Source organism: uncultured Nitrosomonas sp., from assembly GCF_902826915.1.
In the GTDB taxonomy this organism is placed as follows: Bacteria; Pseudomonadota; Gammaproteobacteria; order Burkholderiales; family Nitrosomonadaceae; genus Nitrosomonas.
In genome coordinates, this window is record NZ_CADEGP010000003.1 from 39,521 (window position 1) to 56,289 (window position 16,769).

At 46.6% G+C, this 16,769-nt stretch carries 15 protein-coding genes, 1 pseudogene and 1 riboswitch; of the genes and pseudogenes, 8 read left to right on the plus strand and 8 right to left on the minus strand.

Features of this window, described 5'->3' with window-relative positions; genetic code table 11:
• The first annotated feature begins 158 nt into the window (after nucleotides 1-158).
• The gene (locus QZV86_RS00960; RefSeq protein ID WP_295623412.1) at nucleotides 159-1,250 is read left to right on the plus strand and encodes a putative zinc-binding metallopeptidase; all 1,092 of its coding nucleotides are present in this window, start codon (nucleotides 159-161) and stop codon (nucleotides 1,248-1,250) included.
• Here QZV86_RS00960 and QZV86_RS00965 read toward each other — a convergent pair.
• The 3 genes and pseudogenes from QZV86_RS00965 to QZV86_RS13750 form a co-directional block, all read right to left on the minus strand.
• Nucleotides 1,247-2,002, minus strand: coding sequence for a peptidase (locus QZV86_RS00965; RefSeq protein ID WP_295623413.1), 756 nt, complete (start codon nucleotides 2,000-2,002; stop codon nucleotides 1,247-1,249). The genes QZV86_RS00960 and QZV86_RS00965 overlap by 4 nt on opposite strands.
• 207 nt (nucleotides 2,003-2,209) lie before the next feature.
• Nucleotides 2,210-2,734, minus strand: a complete 525-nt coding sequence (locus QZV86_RS00970; protein ID WP_295623414.1) for a transglutaminase family protein — start codon at nucleotides 2,732-2,734, stop codon at nucleotides 2,210-2,212.
• A gap of 66 nt (nucleotides 2,735-2,800) precedes the next feature.
• Nucleotides 2,801-3,031, minus strand: a pseudogene (locus tag QZV86_RS13750) (transglutaminase N-terminal domain-containing protein); the annotation flags it as partial.
• 762 nt (nucleotides 3,032-3,793) lie between these two features.
• On the opposite strand from QZV86_RS13750, the gene QZV86_RS00975 reads away from it, so the two are divergent.
• Together QZV86_RS00975 and QZV86_RS00980 are read left to right on the plus strand one after the other, a co-directional pair.
• Nucleotides 3,794-5,248, plus strand: a complete 1,455-nt coding sequence (locus QZV86_RS00975; protein WP_295623415.1) for a circularly permuted type 2 ATP-grasp protein — start codon at nucleotides 3,794-3,796, stop codon at nucleotides 5,246-5,248.
• Between the two features lie 2 nt (nucleotides 5,249-5,250).
• Nucleotides 5,251-6,171, plus strand: a complete 921-nt coding sequence (locus QZV86_RS00980; RefSeq protein WP_295623444.1) for an alpha-E domain-containing protein — start codon at nucleotides 5,251-5,253, stop codon at nucleotides 6,169-6,171.
• Nucleotides 6,172-6,226: 55 nt separating this feature from the next.
• Here QZV86_RS00980 and QZV86_RS00985 read toward each other — a convergent pair whose 3' ends face one another.
• Nucleotides 6,227-7,048, minus strand: coding sequence for a class I SAM-dependent methyltransferase (locus QZV86_RS00985; RefSeq protein WP_295623416.1), 822 nt, complete (start codon nucleotides 7,046-7,048; stop codon nucleotides 6,227-6,229).
• 462 nt (nucleotides 7,049-7,510) lie between these two features.
• Between QZV86_RS00985 and QZV86_RS00990 the strand changes: the two genes are divergently transcribed.
• Both QZV86_RS00990 and QZV86_RS00995 read left to right on the plus strand, forming a co-directional pair.
• Entirely contained in the window at nucleotides 7,511-8,146 is a 636-nt protein-coding gene (locus tag QZV86_RS00990) for an exopolysaccharide biosynthesis protein (RefSeq protein ID WP_295623417.1), read from the plus strand.
• Between the two features lie 66 nt (nucleotides 8,147-8,212).
• On the plus strand, nucleotides 8,213-8,521 hold the full coding sequence (locus QZV86_RS00995; protein WP_295623418.1) for a hypothetical protein: 309 nt from the start codon (nucleotides 8,213-8,215) through the stop codon (nucleotides 8,519-8,521).
• Between the two features lie 23 nt (nucleotides 8,522-8,544).
• Here the strand turns inward: QZV86_RS00995 and QZV86_RS01000 are convergent, their stop codons facing one another.
• The 4 genes from QZV86_RS01000 to QZV86_RS01015 are packed head-to-tail and all read right to left on the minus strand — an operon-like array spanning nucleotide 8,545 to nucleotide 13,299.
• A complete protein-coding gene (locus QZV86_RS01000) occupies nucleotides 8,545-9,762 on the minus strand; it encodes a porin (RefSeq protein WP_295623419.1) in 1,218 nt (405 codons plus the stop codon).
• A gap of 39 nt (nucleotides 9,763-9,801) precedes the next feature.
• Nucleotides 9,802-11,352 (minus strand): ABC transporter ATP-binding protein, encoded by a 1,551-nt coding sequence (locus tag QZV86_RS01005; protein WP_295623420.1) that lies wholly within the window; start codon nucleotides 11,350-11,352, stop codon nucleotides 9,802-9,804.
• Nucleotides 11,349-12,404, minus strand: coding sequence for a DUF1611 domain-containing protein (locus QZV86_RS01010; RefSeq protein ID WP_295623421.1), 1,056 nt, complete (start codon nucleotides 12,402-12,404; stop codon nucleotides 11,349-11,351). The genes QZV86_RS01005 and QZV86_RS01010 overlap by 4 nt, the downstream gene beginning before the upstream one ends.
• Nucleotides 12,405-12,432: 28 nt before the next feature.
• Nucleotides 12,433-13,299, minus strand: coding sequence for a hypothetical protein (locus QZV86_RS01015; protein WP_295623422.1), 867 nt, complete (start codon nucleotides 13,297-13,299; stop codon nucleotides 12,433-12,435).
• Nucleotides 13,300-13,793: 494 nt separating this feature from the next.
• A riboswitch (guanidine-I (ykkC/yxkD leader) is annotated at nucleotides 13,794-13,898 on the plus strand.
• Between the two features lie 62 nt (nucleotides 13,899-13,960).
• Between QZV86_RS01015 and QZV86_RS01020 the strand changes: the two genes are divergently transcribed.
• From QZV86_RS01020 to QZV86_RS01030, 3 genes are read left to right on the plus strand one after another with little or no spacing between them, the layout of a single operon-like run.
• Nucleotides 13,961-15,394, plus strand: a complete 1,434-nt coding sequence (locus QZV86_RS01020; RefSeq protein WP_295623423.1) for an APC family permease — start codon at nucleotides 13,961-13,963, stop codon at nucleotides 15,392-15,394.
• On the plus strand, nucleotides 15,391-16,113 hold the full coding sequence (locus tag QZV86_RS01025; RefSeq protein WP_295623424.1) for an urea amidolyase associated protein UAAP1: 723 nt from the start codon (nucleotides 15,391-15,393) through the stop codon (nucleotides 16,111-16,113). Before QZV86_RS01020 ends, QZV86_RS01025 begins: the two co-directional genes overlap by 4 nt.
• Nucleotides 16,110-16,769 (plus strand): urea amidolyase associated protein UAAP2, encoded by a 660-nt coding sequence (locus QZV86_RS01030; protein WP_295623425.1) that lies wholly within the window; start codon nucleotides 16,110-16,112, stop codon nucleotides 16,767-16,769. Before QZV86_RS01025 ends, QZV86_RS01030 begins: the two co-directional genes overlap by 4 nt.

The window sequence follows — 16,769 nt, forward strand, 5'->3', positions numbered from 1 at the left end:
CTGTCAATGGAAGGTTTGATCGAATATGTGGGCGTTTTGCACCAAATCACGAACCAATCGTTGCATTCCATATTTGAATCCGCGGTACAAAAAATACCACCATCAGAGTTTTGCTGTAATCTATAGTCTTGGAATTTAGCTCGATATAGGATTTTCGTTTGAAAACTTTCCAGTGTCATTGTGGAAATAATCTGCATTTTGAGAATAATCAGTGTTTCTCCTGCAGTCGGATGGTGGGTTATTTACCCGATGAAAGCCAACTCAGCGCTTTGGAGCCATCTGCTGATGGTAATTGGTTGGCTTTACTTAATAACCAAACCTACCGCTTGTGTAAGAATAATGTGGATTATAATGTTTGTAATTGGATGGTGTCAGTTGATAATCAACATCCCTTATGCGTTTCATGCCGTCTTAACCATATTATTCCAAATCTCAGTGAGGCGCAAAATCTTACCTTATGGTATCGCGTTGAACTTGCGAAGCGGCGCTTACTGTATACCTTGTATAGCCTGAAATTGCCGGTAGTAAGTCGAGAGCAAGATCCATCTAGAGGAATGGGTTTTGAATTCCTGCAGGATGAAGCTGTAGGAGGAGAATTCAGCAATGAATTGACGGTCGGTCATAGTATTGCAACAGGCCATAATTCAGGCATGATCACGATTAACCTGCTTGAAGCCGAACATGGTTCCCGCATAGAGATGCGGGACAAAATGAATGAGCGCTATCGTACTTTGTTGGGCCATTTCAGGCATGAATCCGGGCACTACTATTGGGATTTCCTGATAAAAGGAACAGACAGGATCAACAGTTTTCGTGAATTATTCGGTGATGAACGATTAGATTATCAACAATCGTTAAAATCTTACTATGACCAAGGCCCGCCAACATTTTGGCGGGATATTTGGATTAGTGCCTATGCCAGTACGCATGCTTGGGAAGACTGGGCGGAGACATGGGCGCATTATTTGCATATGGTGGATACGGTCGAAACCGCACATGATTTTGGATTTAGAATCCATGGACATGATGTTTCTCCACCTGTGATAATCGATAACACTCAAATGAGCAGCGGTTATTGTACCCCTGCTTCGTTTGATGAGCTGTTCGATGATTGGTGTCGTTTATCGGTTGCATTGAATGCGCTTAACCGCAGTATGGGCATGGACGATGCCTATCCCTTCGTGATTTCCAATACTTCGTTGAATAAACTTCGATACATTCACCAAGTCGTAACCGAGATCAGTCATTAATCACTTTTTACTTGTGCGTTTTCCCACTCAAAGCGGGGTAAGCGGGCGCAAGCCCTGCGCATCCCTTCATTCCATTGTTTCTGCATTGATTTGTACATTGGGGAGTTGAGTGTTAACTTTAAACGATTGGGTTCTTGAATAGTATCACTGGTGTGCATTGCCAGTTCGATGGGCGGGCCTACAGAGATATTGCTGCGGATAGTGGATTCCACAGATACCAACGCACAACGTGCAGCATCTTCGATTGAAGTGGTAGGCGTAATGATACGATCCAGAATCGGTTTGCCGTATTTATTCTCACCGATTTGCAGATAAGGGGTTTCCGGTGAGGCACTGATATAATTCCCCTGCGGATAAATCAAGAAAATCTCTGATGGTTGCCCAGCAATTTGCCCACCTAAAATAAAACTGGCCTCAGCGCCGCCATTAGCGCTTTTTTTCATTGCATCAGCATGTTGGCGTTGCTCTTTTTGGCTGAGCTGGCCAATATAATGTGCCACTTCATATAAATGAGGGCCTTTACGTAAATTCATTTTGGAATTTGGTTTTTCCAAATCAGTTCGAATGTTGTTGAGCACCGCTTGTGATGTAGCTAGGTTACCAGCCGTCAACACAACACAGATGCGCTCGTCAGGCCAGACAAACGTACTCATTTTGCTATAAGTCGTTACATAATCAACGCCAGCGTTAGTTCTTGAATCAGAGGCAAACACCAGTCCTTTATTAACACTGATTGCGAGGCAATAAGTCATATTTTTTATATAAAAAGAAATTACGGTTAATAAAAAACTCTCTACGACTAAGTTCCGCGTTGTTTACTAGAAAATTTCCACCTGCTTTGATAACAGCTTGAAAAGTAGCAAATCTGCGGGCTAAGTTACAATTGCTTGGCCTGAGGCCGAACATTATTCTAGATAATTTGTTTGTTACTGAGATCGAAGGGAAAATAATTTAATTTTCTAGAGTTCTATTATCTTTACTTCCGTTTCCAATCTTGAACTTACACTACCCCGATAGGAACCATACACGGGTAAAGTTTTCTTTGGATCTTTACTGGCAGCAACGGGTATATACGCTTCATTAGTAAAAATACCAGCGCTTGGGTCTACGCCGACCCATCCCGCTCCTGGCGCTATGAATTCCACCCAGGCATGTAGCTCATGTCCCTCCCCCAATTCAGGATTGAAGGCGTATCCGCTCACAAAGCGCGCGGGTATCCCCAAATATCTAAGCATGGTAATCATCATCCATGATAGGTCACGACACGATCCATTTTTTCTTTGAAAGCAATCGGAGGGGTCGTGTATGTCTTCAGCATATCTTACCGTATGATCCCAATGTTGATTGATCAATTGCAAAATTTCATTTACCGGTATCAGTAATTGATTAGGCGGCAACGACCTATAGGGTAACAACATGGCTTGCATTTCAGATGAAATAGATTGATTGATACTCAAATATCCAAAGTGTTCTTGGCTGTTCATTTCGAGGGCATTCATATCGATGAAGAAACCAAAAGGGTTAAATTGAGTAGAGTGCACCTTTATGGATGCGTTAATCTCAAGATGCTTCACAGTTTTATTAAACCAACATTGATATTGTAATGAATTCTCAATATTCAATAAGGGGAAGAGTCCGTCTGAGATGGGATCTACCTTGAGATCGAAGGCTTCAACTTGCAAGTAAGATCGATGTTGAGGGTAAAAATTAAGATAATGCGGTTCAAGAAAAACCGAATCATCATAGTAGTATCGAGTTATGTGGTGTATATGTAACCGCATGAAGTAACCTTTAACCCAGAGTTCTGGAAATTGCGAAGGCTTTGTTCAAGACTTCGTGGATATGACATTTGATCTGTTGGTGGTGGAAACTACCGATTAATCCACATTGACTAAAATCTTCCATCTTATCGTTACATGTTTTTGCAACGAATAGTGCATTGCTTGAAAATCTATTTTTTCAGTACCTTAAATTAGTGTATCTCGGTATTGCCGTGTGTACTTGATAGTTTACATCCTTAGCAAGGATGGTGTAGCACCAAAAGGAAAGCTGATTATAAGAGCAAACTTAAAAGAGGCCGGGCTTAATAGTCAACCGTAGCCACTGATAGAGGTTAAGGTGTTGGAGAAAACCGGAAGGTCATACCAGTAATTGAATGCTGAAGAAGTAATCGTTGATTGTTTTTACTAATTCCATTTTTCTGAATAAGCTGTACTCAGCTGCTGATTGTCGCATGGTGTTTAACAACATTGACCTTTGAATCAGAACTAAACAACAGCATATTGATGAGAAAGTAAGAAACTATAATTTTCATTAAAAGATGCTATGAATGAATCGGGATTGATAAACTCTCAGCGCTTATCGAGTGCCGGAGAATGTTTAATTATTAGAGAGTTACACTCTATTCTGAATGTCAAAATATATGGAAGAAAGAAAAATAGATAATGCGCGCATTTGTATTTTGCTTTAGATGCATGTTACTTTAAAACTATATATACGAAGAAATATTTTTTATTTTTTCGATTTTACATGATGAGAACATAATGACCATTCGTTGGGGAAGTTACAAGGTAAAAAATCTGTATGACGAAATGCTGCGGGCCAGTGGAAGACCGCGCCCTGCTGCGCAGACTTTATGTAGTTATTTACGTGCTTTAAAAGACGAAGATATTGAAGAACATAAATTAGCAGCAGAATCCGCCATCCATGTCATGGGCGTCACATTCACGGTTTATACGGAAGAGGAAGGCTCTATAGATCGTGCTTGGCCGTTTGATATCATTCCACGCATTATCGATAAAAAAGAATGGCAGCAAGTGGAAGCTGGCCTTAAACAACGTGTCCAGGCTTTGAATCTTTTTATTGATGATTTGTACCATAAACAAGACATTGTTAAGGATAATATTTTTCCTGCTGAATTGCTTAAAGATTCTAAAAACTTTCGCCCGGAATGTGTGGGCGTAAATCCACCCTTGAATATCTGGGCGCATATTTGCGGTTCAGATTTGGTGCGTGACAAAGACGGCACATTTTATGTGCTGGAGGACAATCTGCGTGTCCCTTCAGGCGTTTCGTACATGTTGGAAAATCGCCTGGTAATGAAGCGATTGTTTCCTGAAATGTTTGACCAATGCAATATCCTGCCTGTCGATGATTATCCCTCGCAGTTATATGACACATTAGCCGCTTTATCACCACGGCCCGGAGATCAGCCTGAAATTGCTGTACTGACACCAGGTATTTTCAACTCTGCTTATTTTGAACACGCCTATTTAGCGCAGCAAATGGGGGCAGAATTGGTCGAGGGCAGTGATCTGATTGTGGACAAGAATGACGTTGTGTACATGCGTACCATCGAAGGACTTACGCGGGTCGATGTGATCTATCGTCGCATTGATGACTTGTTCCTTGATCCGGAAGCGTTTCAGCCCGATTCCGTGTTGGGCGTGCCCGGAATCATGCGCGCCTGGAAAGCGGGTAAAGTTGCTTTAGCCAATGCACCCGGAGCCGGGGTGGCCGACGATAAGGTGGTCTACGCTTTTGTGCCAGATATGATTAAATATTATCTGGATCAAGACGCCATTTTGCCGAATGTGCCAACTTATAAATGCATCGATAAACAGGAACGCGAACATGTTGTTGAGCATATTCATGAAATGGTTGTTAAGCCAGCCAATGAATCGGGTGGTTATGGCATGCTCATCGGACCGCAAGCAAGCAAGGAAGAGCGTGAGAAATTTGTAAATCTGATCCGTCGAGATCCGCGCAATTATGTTGCACAACCGATGCTAACACTTTCTACCGCACCCACCTTGATAGGCAATCGCGTGGAGCCACGTCATCTGGATTTGCGTCCTTTTATTTTGAGTGGAAAGCAAACCATAGTCACAACCGGCGGCCTGACACGTGTGGCATTGCGCAAGGGTTCGACCATTGTTAATTCCTCGCAAGGTGGGGGTAGTAAAGATACCTGGATCGTTGATATGGAGGTAGTTTGACTATGCTTTCTCGCGTTGCTAACAAAATCTACTGGATGGCACGCTACCTAGAGCGTACAGAAAACACTGCGCGTTTGATTAACGTCAATACACACCTGTTGCTTGATTTGCCGAAACGAGTGAGATTGGGATGGGAGCCCATTGTCGATATTACAAGCCGTAAAGACTATTTTTACAGCCTATATGAAGAAGCGGATGAGCGCAGCGTGATACGCTTCATGGTCACCGATCTTCGCAATCCAGGCTCCATTCTCTGTGCGCTTAACATGGCGCGTGAGAATACTCGTAACATTCGTGACATTATTCCACGAGAGGTTTGGGAGCAAATGAATACACTTCATTTGACTGCAAAAACAAATGCAAGGAGTGTGCAGACACAGCGGCACCGCTATGATTACTTGCGTTCTATCATTCTGGGTGTACAAACCATTAGCGGAATGCTAGCCGGCACTATGACGCATGATGCAGGGTATGATTTCTTGCGTATGGGGCGTAACCTAGAGCGTGCTGATATGACAACACGTATTATTGATGTCCGCTCCGCTACACTACTGCCGGATATGTCGGAAGCCTTATCTCCATTTGAGAATTTGCAATGGGTCAGTGTGCTCAAATCACTCAGCGCTTACCAGATGTACCGTCGTGAAATGCGTTTGCGCATAAGTCGTTCGGATGTTCTAAAATTCTTATTGCAAGAGGAGCGCTTCCCACGTGCTTTTTATCACGCTATATGCCAAGTGCATAATTGTTTGGAGAGTTTGCCGCGCAACGAGAAAACGTTACTGTTAATCACCAAATTGCAACAAAAAGTGCAGCATTCCAAACTGGGAACATTTGATCAGGAGAAACTGCATGAATTTATTGATGAGCTCCAGCTTGGCGTGATTAAGATACACGACAGTATTGATAAAACCTATTTCTGATAGATTAGATGTATCGTCCAATTGGTGACAAGTTCAAGGCAAGTGTTTGCTTAACTTAGTGGTTTCGGCAAATACGCATCCAGAAAATACTGCCATGCTGTTCGATTGCTCCTGGAGGCCAGTTTGACCAAAGGGGCTTGAGAATGCCTGATAACTCAGGATCCACAGAAGCAAAAACGCTTGGTAGAATGACCTCCAGCCAAGAACAATCTCCCAGCAGATAACAAGCGAGCAAATATTGCTCTGACCAAAACCAGTTCACAGTACTTTCCGGGTAATCAAAAGGCAAGCAGATATCATGAATACCTACCCACACGTCGTGTGGCAGCTGCGGTAATATGTCGAGAAAAAATACAGTTGTGTCAGTATGCATAAAACAACGATGTGAGCCATCCATAAAGATGATGTCACCCGCTTTGATCTGATCAAATAGGGATAGATCCACTTCCTCCAGTGGTTTGCGGTGTATTTCATTACATAGGTTGTCACACATGGCTCGTGGAGCTGGATCGATTGAAATCAATCTTGTTGCTGGGCTATGTTCCCGCATGGCTTTCGCGATAAAGCGCGTAGAATTGCCTGACCCAATTTCCAGAAATGTCTTTGGTTTAAGGTTCGCAGTCATGCTATAGAGAGTTACACCGTCCATCCCTGGGATGAAGCCGTTGACCCAATAAGGATTCATCCCTTCGGGGTCATCACTGCATGCGATTGTTTTTAAATCATTGACATATTCCAGACATACCTGGAGTGTGGTTTCGTAGGTATGGCGATTTCTATTTAGCTTGGCTGCCAATAAGGGGTGAGGCTTGTCCAACAGGGGATATCTTGGAGGCCTTCCTACCGGATAATCAATGGTCAATTTGTTGGTAAGCATAGCTCAGCTAATTCAACGATATAAGCACTGATGGAGTCAGCGCTAGTGTGGACGGCATTTTACCGTTTACAAAACCAAACAACAAGGCAAATCATAACATCCTTACGGTTATTCCCAAAAATCAACCTCGGGTTCCGCCTGAATCCAGCGCAGAAGTTATCCATCTTAATGCACTATGGACTATTTGTTGTGTTACACCCTAAACCAGTCGGCAGCATGACATTGGATCTGGTTCGAGGGTCGGAGATATGTACAATAGCGCAAAGAAACTAACCAAGAAGCATTGTGCCCTCGTGTTTATCGATTAATAATCGATATACTCTCCGTAGGCTGGTGCACTTAGTCATTGAATTCGTACTACAGATCTCCAGAAAATTTTAGAAAAATGTTTTGTGCGCCACTTATTGTTAATATAACTGATGCAATTATGTGACAAGATATGGAAACTCAAGGAAACCATCTATGAGCGATAACAACCATAACAGCAATAACATTGGCGGACGCTCGACATCTGAATTGCTGGAAAACGTGGTCGTTGTGTATCGCAGCGACACTCTGAAAGTAGGGGAGATCAAGAACACCCTGCATGAACGCGGTTTTGGCGTTCTGCTGGCTATCGCCGCACTGCCGCTTTGTCTTCCCGTACCTGTGCCCCCGGGTTACACAACATTTTTTTCCATTCCGCTATTCATATTTTCGGTACAAATGATGCTTGGCATGCGGGCACCTTGGCTGCCGGTCTGGATCGAAAATAAAGAGATCAAACGTTCCACTATGGAAAAATTGATCGTCAAGGCTAACCCCTGGCTCAAAAAAATTGAAAAACGCTTGCAACCGCGGCTGACGTATATCAGCGTGCACACCTGGGAAAGAATTATTGGCATTTTTACATTCGTTTTTGCTTTATCCATAGCGCTCCCTATTCCTCTGACCAATTTTCCGCCTGGCTGGGGAATTCTGATTATGTCATTGGGTTTGCTCAGCAAGGATGGCATCACCATACTCATTGGCATGATCGTCGGTACGATAGGGGTTGGTATTACCATGATAATCCTCGCGCTGCTTTGGATGGGTATGTCTCTGCCAACATTTTATTAAGAGAAGTGGCGTCGCAAATTCGGACAGTCCGTTAAGTGGTAATCTTGCTCAACCCAAGCCGTGAAATTGACGGCAAACAAAGGAGATGAAACGATAAGGAATTTGCATCAAGGACAAAGACTGGATGTGCAAACAATACTCTGTCAAGCATTTGAAAGTCTGATGGAATCTGAGCGAGCAGTATTTCTGACTGAATCGCTGGATAATAAAGGCAATGGGTTTTACAGTCGCTTTATCAATCACCTGCAAGGGCGCTTTGAAATTAAGATTCCAAGAGGCCGGCGGAGCCAGTTTTATCCATTGACTATCAAACAACTGCGCGGTTTGGGATTCTTGAATTTTGCAAGGGTCTCGAATAGTAAATCACTGCAATAAATCGCATTTGCTGAATAGCGCCTCTAAAACTCGATCTGCACGCGCATAGCGAAAATATTGGCGTGCTTGTTCCGGGGTGAAGGTATTCGGGAAAAGTCCAGATCGGACTGCACCCGGATGTAATTTGCCATGACGCGCATATAGTCGGTCGGGTACCAGTTAACACCCAACGTCAGATTGTTTTCTTTATCGCCAAAGTGTTTTTGCCCGACAGAACTAAGTTCACCGTAGCGCACTCCCACTTCCCAAGCCCCTATACCGCTGTTCAGATTGAACTTGCTGTTTGGTTTGATACCATCGAAAGTACGGCTGATTCTACTGTAATGGCGCTTTTCTCCGGTCATAATCCAGCCAGCTTGGATATACCAGGAATCGAATTCCGGCGGCTTTAGCAATTGTTGCCTGTCGGTAAACGTTCGTAGATATTCAAATTGCATCGACGCGGAACCATGACTTGCCGCCAATTCAGTCACAAAAATCTGACTGAAATTACGCACACGGCCAATTGAGCTGAAGCGTGTAATTTCGGCGTCGAATACCTGATGGTCGTTGGTAAATGCCCTGATATTTTCTGCGGGTTCACGGTGCGATCCAGACAAACCGACATGCAAAATATTCTGTCGGGTCTGGAAAGGTGTATACACCACACGACCACTGACACCCCAACCATTTCCCTCATTGATGCCGTCCTGCAGTCGCTCGCCAAAAATGCCGGTGAAGACCGCCCATTTGCGGCCGTAGGTGTTTGCAGCCATTCCCAGATGCAGTGGTGGAATCAATGCTGTCATCTGTGCACGTTCCATGAACAGGGTATTCCTGGAGCTGGTCAGCCAATCCAGTCCGATCGGTTCCCGCATATTGCCCAGATAAATCCGGGTGCGGCGAATGCCAGAATATCTCAGGTAAAGATCCTGAAAACCACGTTCATCCAACGGATTCGCTGTAAAATCATAGGTGGCACGCACATCCCAGTCACGATAAAGCTGCATGCCGAATGTCAGTCGCCCACGGCGAATACCGGAATCAGTGGAGCTCAATGTCTCATTGGTGTTGAGCCAGATGCCATCCACTTGCGACACACCCTTTAGACTGGCTTTAAAATCCCTATCCTGCGTTCTATAAGTTAACCCCTTACCCATCCGAGCGCGAAACTGACCTTCATTGAAATCAATGGCAAATGATTTTTCTCCAGAACCGATAAAGAGAGCGACGGCGATGAAGAAACTAAAAATAAATTTCATGAATTTAATAGAATAAGCAGGTAAATTAAGTTGGCAATCTCATGAAGCAAGAAGCTTGGTTGCCTCATGAGCATTGACCCATCGCGCGCCGGCTTCGCCAAGATCGCGAAAACTGCCCGTAATCAGCAGCAATCCAGGGTTGCCGAGCGCTGCACGCAATAGTGATAGCGCTATCCGGTCAGCACGTGACAGGGTGCGACCGCCTTCGGGCAAACGTTGATCAAGCCCACCCAGCTTTGCCAGCAATTCTGCTAAACCGGCCTCTTCCAGCCTGGAAAGAATCGCAGCATCAGTTGGCCGCTCCGGCAACCCCAGTGTCAGCACTCTGCTCATCGTTCCTTTCAGGATGCACGGTGCTTCCGAAATACGCATGACACTTCGGCGCAAACTGCTAGATGCCAGGCGTTCGACTGGACGACCATTCAAATAAATTTTTCCTGACACAACGGATTCAAGCCCGGCAATCGCGCGAAAAAAGGCTTCGGTATCTGCACTGGGAGGTAACATACCGCATTCCCCGGGTTCTAGCGACAGCGTTAGCGGTTCTTCCTTTGCCACACATGCTTGCACCAAATCGAGCGTGACCGGCCCGACGGGCAATTTGACAGAGCTCTTCCTGCGAGCAGGCGCTACCGGACGAGCGAGTGCGGTGCGCAATTTGTCATGCGCAGCACGAAAGGCGCTGGCTCGGTCTGTCACACCCATCAGGTCTCGTAGCGGGCGGGCGGTCAAGCCCAACACCGCCAATCCCGCAGCAATGCTTCCAATCGTTAAGCCGGAAGCCGCTCCCCACCAGATCAGTAATGCGGCAGCTACACCGGTCAGTGCATCGGGGAACGCATGCAATGCCTCGCTACGGGTTATCCGCGTGACAGCTGCCTGTGTCAATTCCGCTGAACGTCGGGCGATTAGATTCGTTTCAGTATGACGTCGACCAAGCGCCGCTAATTCAGGTGCGATTGGCAAGCGCTCGGCAAGGTCAGCTGCCAGCAAGCCACGCTGCGCCCGTAGCCGCTGATGTGCCTGCAACAATCCTCTCGCCATCGTTGCCAGTGAGAGCAATGCCAGGCATGCCAGGCAAAGGCCGATGACACCAAATCCGGGATCGATCACTAACAGAATGATAACTGCTGCTGGCAGCATCACAACACCTTCGACCAGCAACGGAAGCCCGCGCGCCAGCCAATCCTTGAGAGCGGTCAAATCACCAACAAAGCGCAGAGAAACGTAGCCCGCACGCCGTGCAGCCAAGTCACGCGGCCACATTTGGCTAGCATGGTCAAACAACGCTATACGTACATCTCTGACATAGTTTTGACCAAGGGTTTCCCCATAGCGACGGAACAACACCCGCACCACCGCGATCACCAGTCCCGATCCGCCAAGTAACAGAAGCGCTATCAGCGGGAGTGATTCTGTTGCGTAACTATCTGATGTGACGCCAGCTTGCCAAGTGTCGTGTATCGCCATAAACAGCCAACGGGTGGAAAATACAGCGGCGGCCGTTGACAGCGCCTGGATTAGCGCCAACCCGATCAGGATTGCGATCAGATAACGGCGGCCCTGCGCCATGATACGAGGAGGGGTCACGCCGCCGACACCTCATATATTGCACCAAGCATTGCTGCTAGCTGACTCGCCTTGACTGGATCCAGAAGCTGATTTCGGGTAACTACTTCGATCCCTGTTGCAGCCTGCGCCTCAGCGCTAGCCATGGGTGAGCAACTCAGCATCCCCGTCAGGGCAACGGGTTTCAGACCCAGCCGCGCCAGTTCCGCCACCCCTCCTGCGGCTGCCAATGCATCACCACATGCAAACATCACTCCTGTAACGCGCTTGTGGAACACCTCATCGGCGATCAAGGCAGCAGTTTCTTTCTGGAAAAGCCCATCGGCAATTTCCATTACGGCAATTCCGGCTCCGCTCTGCTGTCCGTGCCATAACAGATCGTTAATTCCCCGTTTGATTCGCTCTAACGGCTCCAGATAGGTCGTAACCATTCCAGCATCGGTAAAATCAGCTACGACATGGGCACCGGCATCAACATAGTTGTTATAGTCACCAAAAGCGCCCGTACCTGTCGCCTTAATCGTAGCCACCCGATATCCTGCTCGCGTCAAACCATGTGACAAGGCAACTGTTGCCGTGGTTTTGCCAGAATTCATGGCGGTACCAAGCACAGCGATGACTGGAAGTGTGGATCGACCTGCCGCGCGCGGCAAGGCAAAATCGGCAACATTCAGTGCCTGTCCATCCACATTCATGATTCTCCCCAGCGGTTTTATACGCGTCGGAGCCTTGATACGTGCATTACGTCTCAGCATCCGACCGAGACACCCGCCACCTGCCAGCATATCGCAACCCTCGGGATCTATCTTGGCAATTCCTTCGAATTGATCCGATGCATAGCGCGCACCACAAGGCAGCACAACAAGATCACCTGGATATAACGTTGAAGGTCTGCCAGCTAATAATTGAATCCGTTGATGCTGGCCAATCGACAGGACTCGGCCGAGAATCAGATCACCGGGGTGCGTTACGGAAAAATCGGCATCCAGCGCTTGCGCTTGCGCATGATCCACTCGCCGCGTGGAAAAAGACCATTTTGCTTTTTTGAACATATCCTGAAGCTGAGTAGGCATGATGATGTCTCCATTTTTACTGAAAGAATTAGGTGTTATAAAAAATTTGTTGAGTGAGTCCACCCAGTACTGCGCACTGCGAAAACTCATGACCGCAACCGTCAAGCAGGATCAATCGCGCATTGGGCTTAATACCATGTGTCTTGGCAGCCTCGGTAAAATGTGCCACATAGCTTTTGGCACGCGCTAGACGATGTGGCCCCTGCACAGCATTGAGGCGGGGCTTGCTGCGTAATGTCGAATTCTGAATCGTATCAGCGGTGCCAACATAAACGCTCAATGGCAGGCGCAGATAATCAGTCAGCTGTGCTCTCATTCTTGCTAGCAAATCGTTTTCACTACTTTGCAGCGATCTTGCTGGTTGACCCAGACCCGCCGGATAGGAAAGTGTCATGTCCGGTAGACAGTACCAGCCAGAGGACGCTAAATGTAAGCATGACACCAGATTTGGATAAAGTAATGCAAACCTGTGGGCGAGCTGTGCGCCTCCGGAGAATCCGAATAATTCAAAGGATTCTGCTTCGATCGTGCCATTGCTGCGTAGCATAGTGATCAGCGTCAAAATCGCCTTGTCAGGTCTGACACGGCCAATGCGCTGAAAAATCGGCCATTGTGCACGAGAAAAACGTGGCACGATCAATACACGCCCGGTATCAATTGCAGATGCGGCAAATGCCGCGTAAATAGCATCAGCATTACGTGAAATGCCATGCAGCGCAATCAAAGGCGGCAAGGCCGGATTAACGAAACTCGGCACCAGCACTCGTGCCATAATCTTGGCGCCAGATGTAGTAGTCAACCACAGTTTTTCCTCGCGCTCCGCGCCCGTCGGGCTAAGGTACGTAAACTCTGGGATCAGATGCACTTTCTTGTCTGAAGAGTGGATGGTAAGCATGTTTGCCTTTGTAAAATTGATTTTTATTGCGCTAGCCGAGTTAGCTCCAGAATTCAATTTCCTTTATGAATGGTTCCGGTATTAACACAGCTGGCCACCTAAAAGCACTTATTCTGTGTGAAAATTTAATCACATAAGGCGCATAATACGTGGGAAAATATCCCATGTCAATATTATGAGGGAATATTTCCCACGCACACTAGGGATTATTAGAATTCAAAATTCTCGTTATTATTTTGTCAGTGAGTAATTTTTCATCTAATTGATTCAACGCTTTCGCCAGCATTTGTCACTACGTGGGAATTGCGTAATTTCATTGGATTTATGCCCACTTTAACCTGATCCAAGATCAGGCTGTATTACCACAAGGCTATATCACCACTATTGCTTTCTCTTGAATTCGAACTTAGAATTGACACTCGTTACGTGTTTTTATGTCATTTGCATATCAGCATCAGCGATTGCTGGTGTAGCCTTTAAAAAGCACAGTACGTCAATATGGAAACTAGGGTTCCGGCCAATGTAAGCAAGGTGACTGGTCCAAGAGTTTCCGGTCTCATGATAATGAGGCTCCACGGAGGGATAAAAGCCCGGGAGATCTGGTCATGTATCACTGATACATGGGTTTTTCGGTATTAATTCTCAATCAAGGAGACTTATTATGTTCAGAACTCCAAAACCAACTCGTGAGTTAGCAACGTCGGCGGTACATTCGATGCGTCCCAGCATGAACATCTGGCACAGCTTTACGCTGGGCTTTGCGGTGGTGTCCCCAATCGTGGGACTCTATGCCATCATCGGCGTACAAACTACTGTGACAGGTGGAGGTTGGTTTGCTGCACTGGTGATTTGTTTGTTGATGCAATTGCTGGTGGCAACCGTTTATGCGGAATTGTCATCGCAATTTCCGATTGCCGGCGGTGCGTACAAATGGGCAAGGCAGCTTTATGGCGCCACTGCGGGTCATTATGCCGGGGTCATTTATGTCAGTTCCACTATTGCTATGCTGACCACTACAGCATATGCAGGCGGCATTTGGTTTGCCGGTTTTTTCGGATCAGAAGGCGAAAGTGGTGGTGAGAAAGTTCTATGGGCAATAATTTTTCTGGCCTTATGTACTCTGCTGAATCTGGCGCATGTCAGTGTTTTTAAGCTCGTTATCAAACTCGGAGTGTATGCCGAGGTGGTCGGATCACTGGGTATTACGGTGCTGTTATTCTTGTTTTTCCGCCAGCACTCTTTCATGGAATTGTTTCAGCATTTAGGTACCGGTACTGCGCCCAGTAGTATCGCTGCTTTTCTCGCGGCACTTGCTATCGCCGGTTGGGCATTCATTGGTTTTGATGCTTGCTCGACTACTGCGGAAGAAACGCATCAACCAGAGCACGCGGTACCACGGGCAATATTTTTTTCGCTATGTGCGGTCGGTACGGTGGTGATTTTCAATTCAGCCTCATTGGTATTAGCTTTTGATCATGATATTTTGATTAACAGCAGTGTGACTGCCGATCCGATTACACCGTTAATCGCCAGCCATTTCGGAACATGGATTGAAAAACCGTTTCTGGCGATTGTCATGATCGCATTTCTTGCTTGCGGCGCATCGGTAGTCAAATACACGTCACGTATTGTTTTCTCAATGGCACGTGAAGGTAATTTACCCAGCATACTCAATCGAGTCACACCTGCCGATACACCGCGTAATGCCATTCTCTTCACTGTCCTGATGGCAAGTTGCGGATTAATATTTGGACTTAACGACGACGCGGTAGCTACCATTATCGCGTTTGGTACGGGCGGTCTTTACGCCATGTTCGCATTCACCACCGGAATCGCGTTGTTTGCTAGATTGACTGGTCGATGGAATCCAGATTTGGGGCAACTAAAGCTGGGAAAATGGGGGTTAGTCATTAATAGCTTAGCATTTACCTGGGCGTTATTCGAGCTGATCAATATTGCCTGGCCACGTCCTTATGCCATTGCAGCCGACGCACCGTGGTGGCAGTTATGGGCCACGCCGCTGGTGCTGGGCAGCATTCTGGGTGTTACTACAATCTATCTGCTTTTGGGTAAATTATTGAGGAGACGGTCATGAATCAGCCAACAATCATCTGGAAACAAGTTATACCAGGCGGATGCCATTGGTCAGGCATTATTCGTCGGGGAGCTACATTGCGTTTAATCGATGTCGACGGAGGCGCGAATGCAGCAGTATTGTTTTTTAATCAGGAAGAAAAACTTGAGCGCTACAACATGGCGGACACCCTGAAATCGCAGCACACCTTTCGCTTAACCAAGGGTCATGCCTGTCATTCAGACATGGGGCGCATTTTCTGTTGCATCACAGCGGATACCTGCGGCTGGCATGATACTGTGTGCGGCTTAAGTGATGCTAATTTGATCCAACAAAAATATGGTACTGCGCGCTTTCAGGAGCATCGTAATCAAATGTTTCGCAGTGGTCTGGATGGCCTATTGATCGAGCTAGGTAAATGGGGTTTGGGTATGCGTGACATCGTAGCCAACATCAATTTCTTCAGTAAAGTCACAGCTGTTGCTTCGGGCGAATTAGCTTATCAAGCCAATCATAGTAAGGCGGGCGATTACGTAGATTTGAGTTTTGTAATGGATACTCTTGTTGCGCTATCCACGGCGCCACACCCGCTGGATCCCAAGAAACCATATCAACCTGGCACAGTCAATTTGGAACTGTTTAATACACCACCGCAGGCCATCAAGGAATGCCTACATATCAGTGAAAATATCCGTGCGTTACAGAACGTGCAAAACTTTTATTGTGAAGGTGCGAAATGAATACTTCTTATCTGCATACCAGTCTGCTCGATCCCAAACATGCCGTGATCGATGAAATTTGTGCCGCCGGAGAACCCTGGGTAAAACAAGTTAAACAGGGACAAACTTTTCGCATTGTGGATCTGGAAGGCAACCAAGCGGTCGACACTCTGTTCTACAACGCCCATAACGCACAAGAACGTTATAGCGCAACCGACACCATTAACCGGCAAAATAAAGTGTACCTGTCGACTGGCAGCAAACTTTATTCCAATCTTGGCCATGTCATGCTCAGCATCATCGCGGATACTTGTGGGCAGCATGATACGCTAGGCGGTGCCTGCTCGGCGGAGAGTAATACCGTGCGCTATGCGCTGGAGAAACTTCCGATGCACAGTTGCCGCGACAATTTTTTGCACGCATTGGCGCACGATCCGTTGTGCCAGCAATTAGATATGAGCAAGCGCGATTTGCCCAGCAACATCAATTTTTTCATGAACGTTCCAGTGACGGAAGTTGGCGGCCTGGAGTTTGCGGATGGCGTCTCTGCACCAGGAAAATACGTCGAAATGTGCGCGGAAATGGATATCGTCGTACTGATCTCCAACTGTCCTCAGCTTAACAATCCGTGTAACGCATATAACCCGACGCCAATCCGGCTGTTGATTTGGGATTAA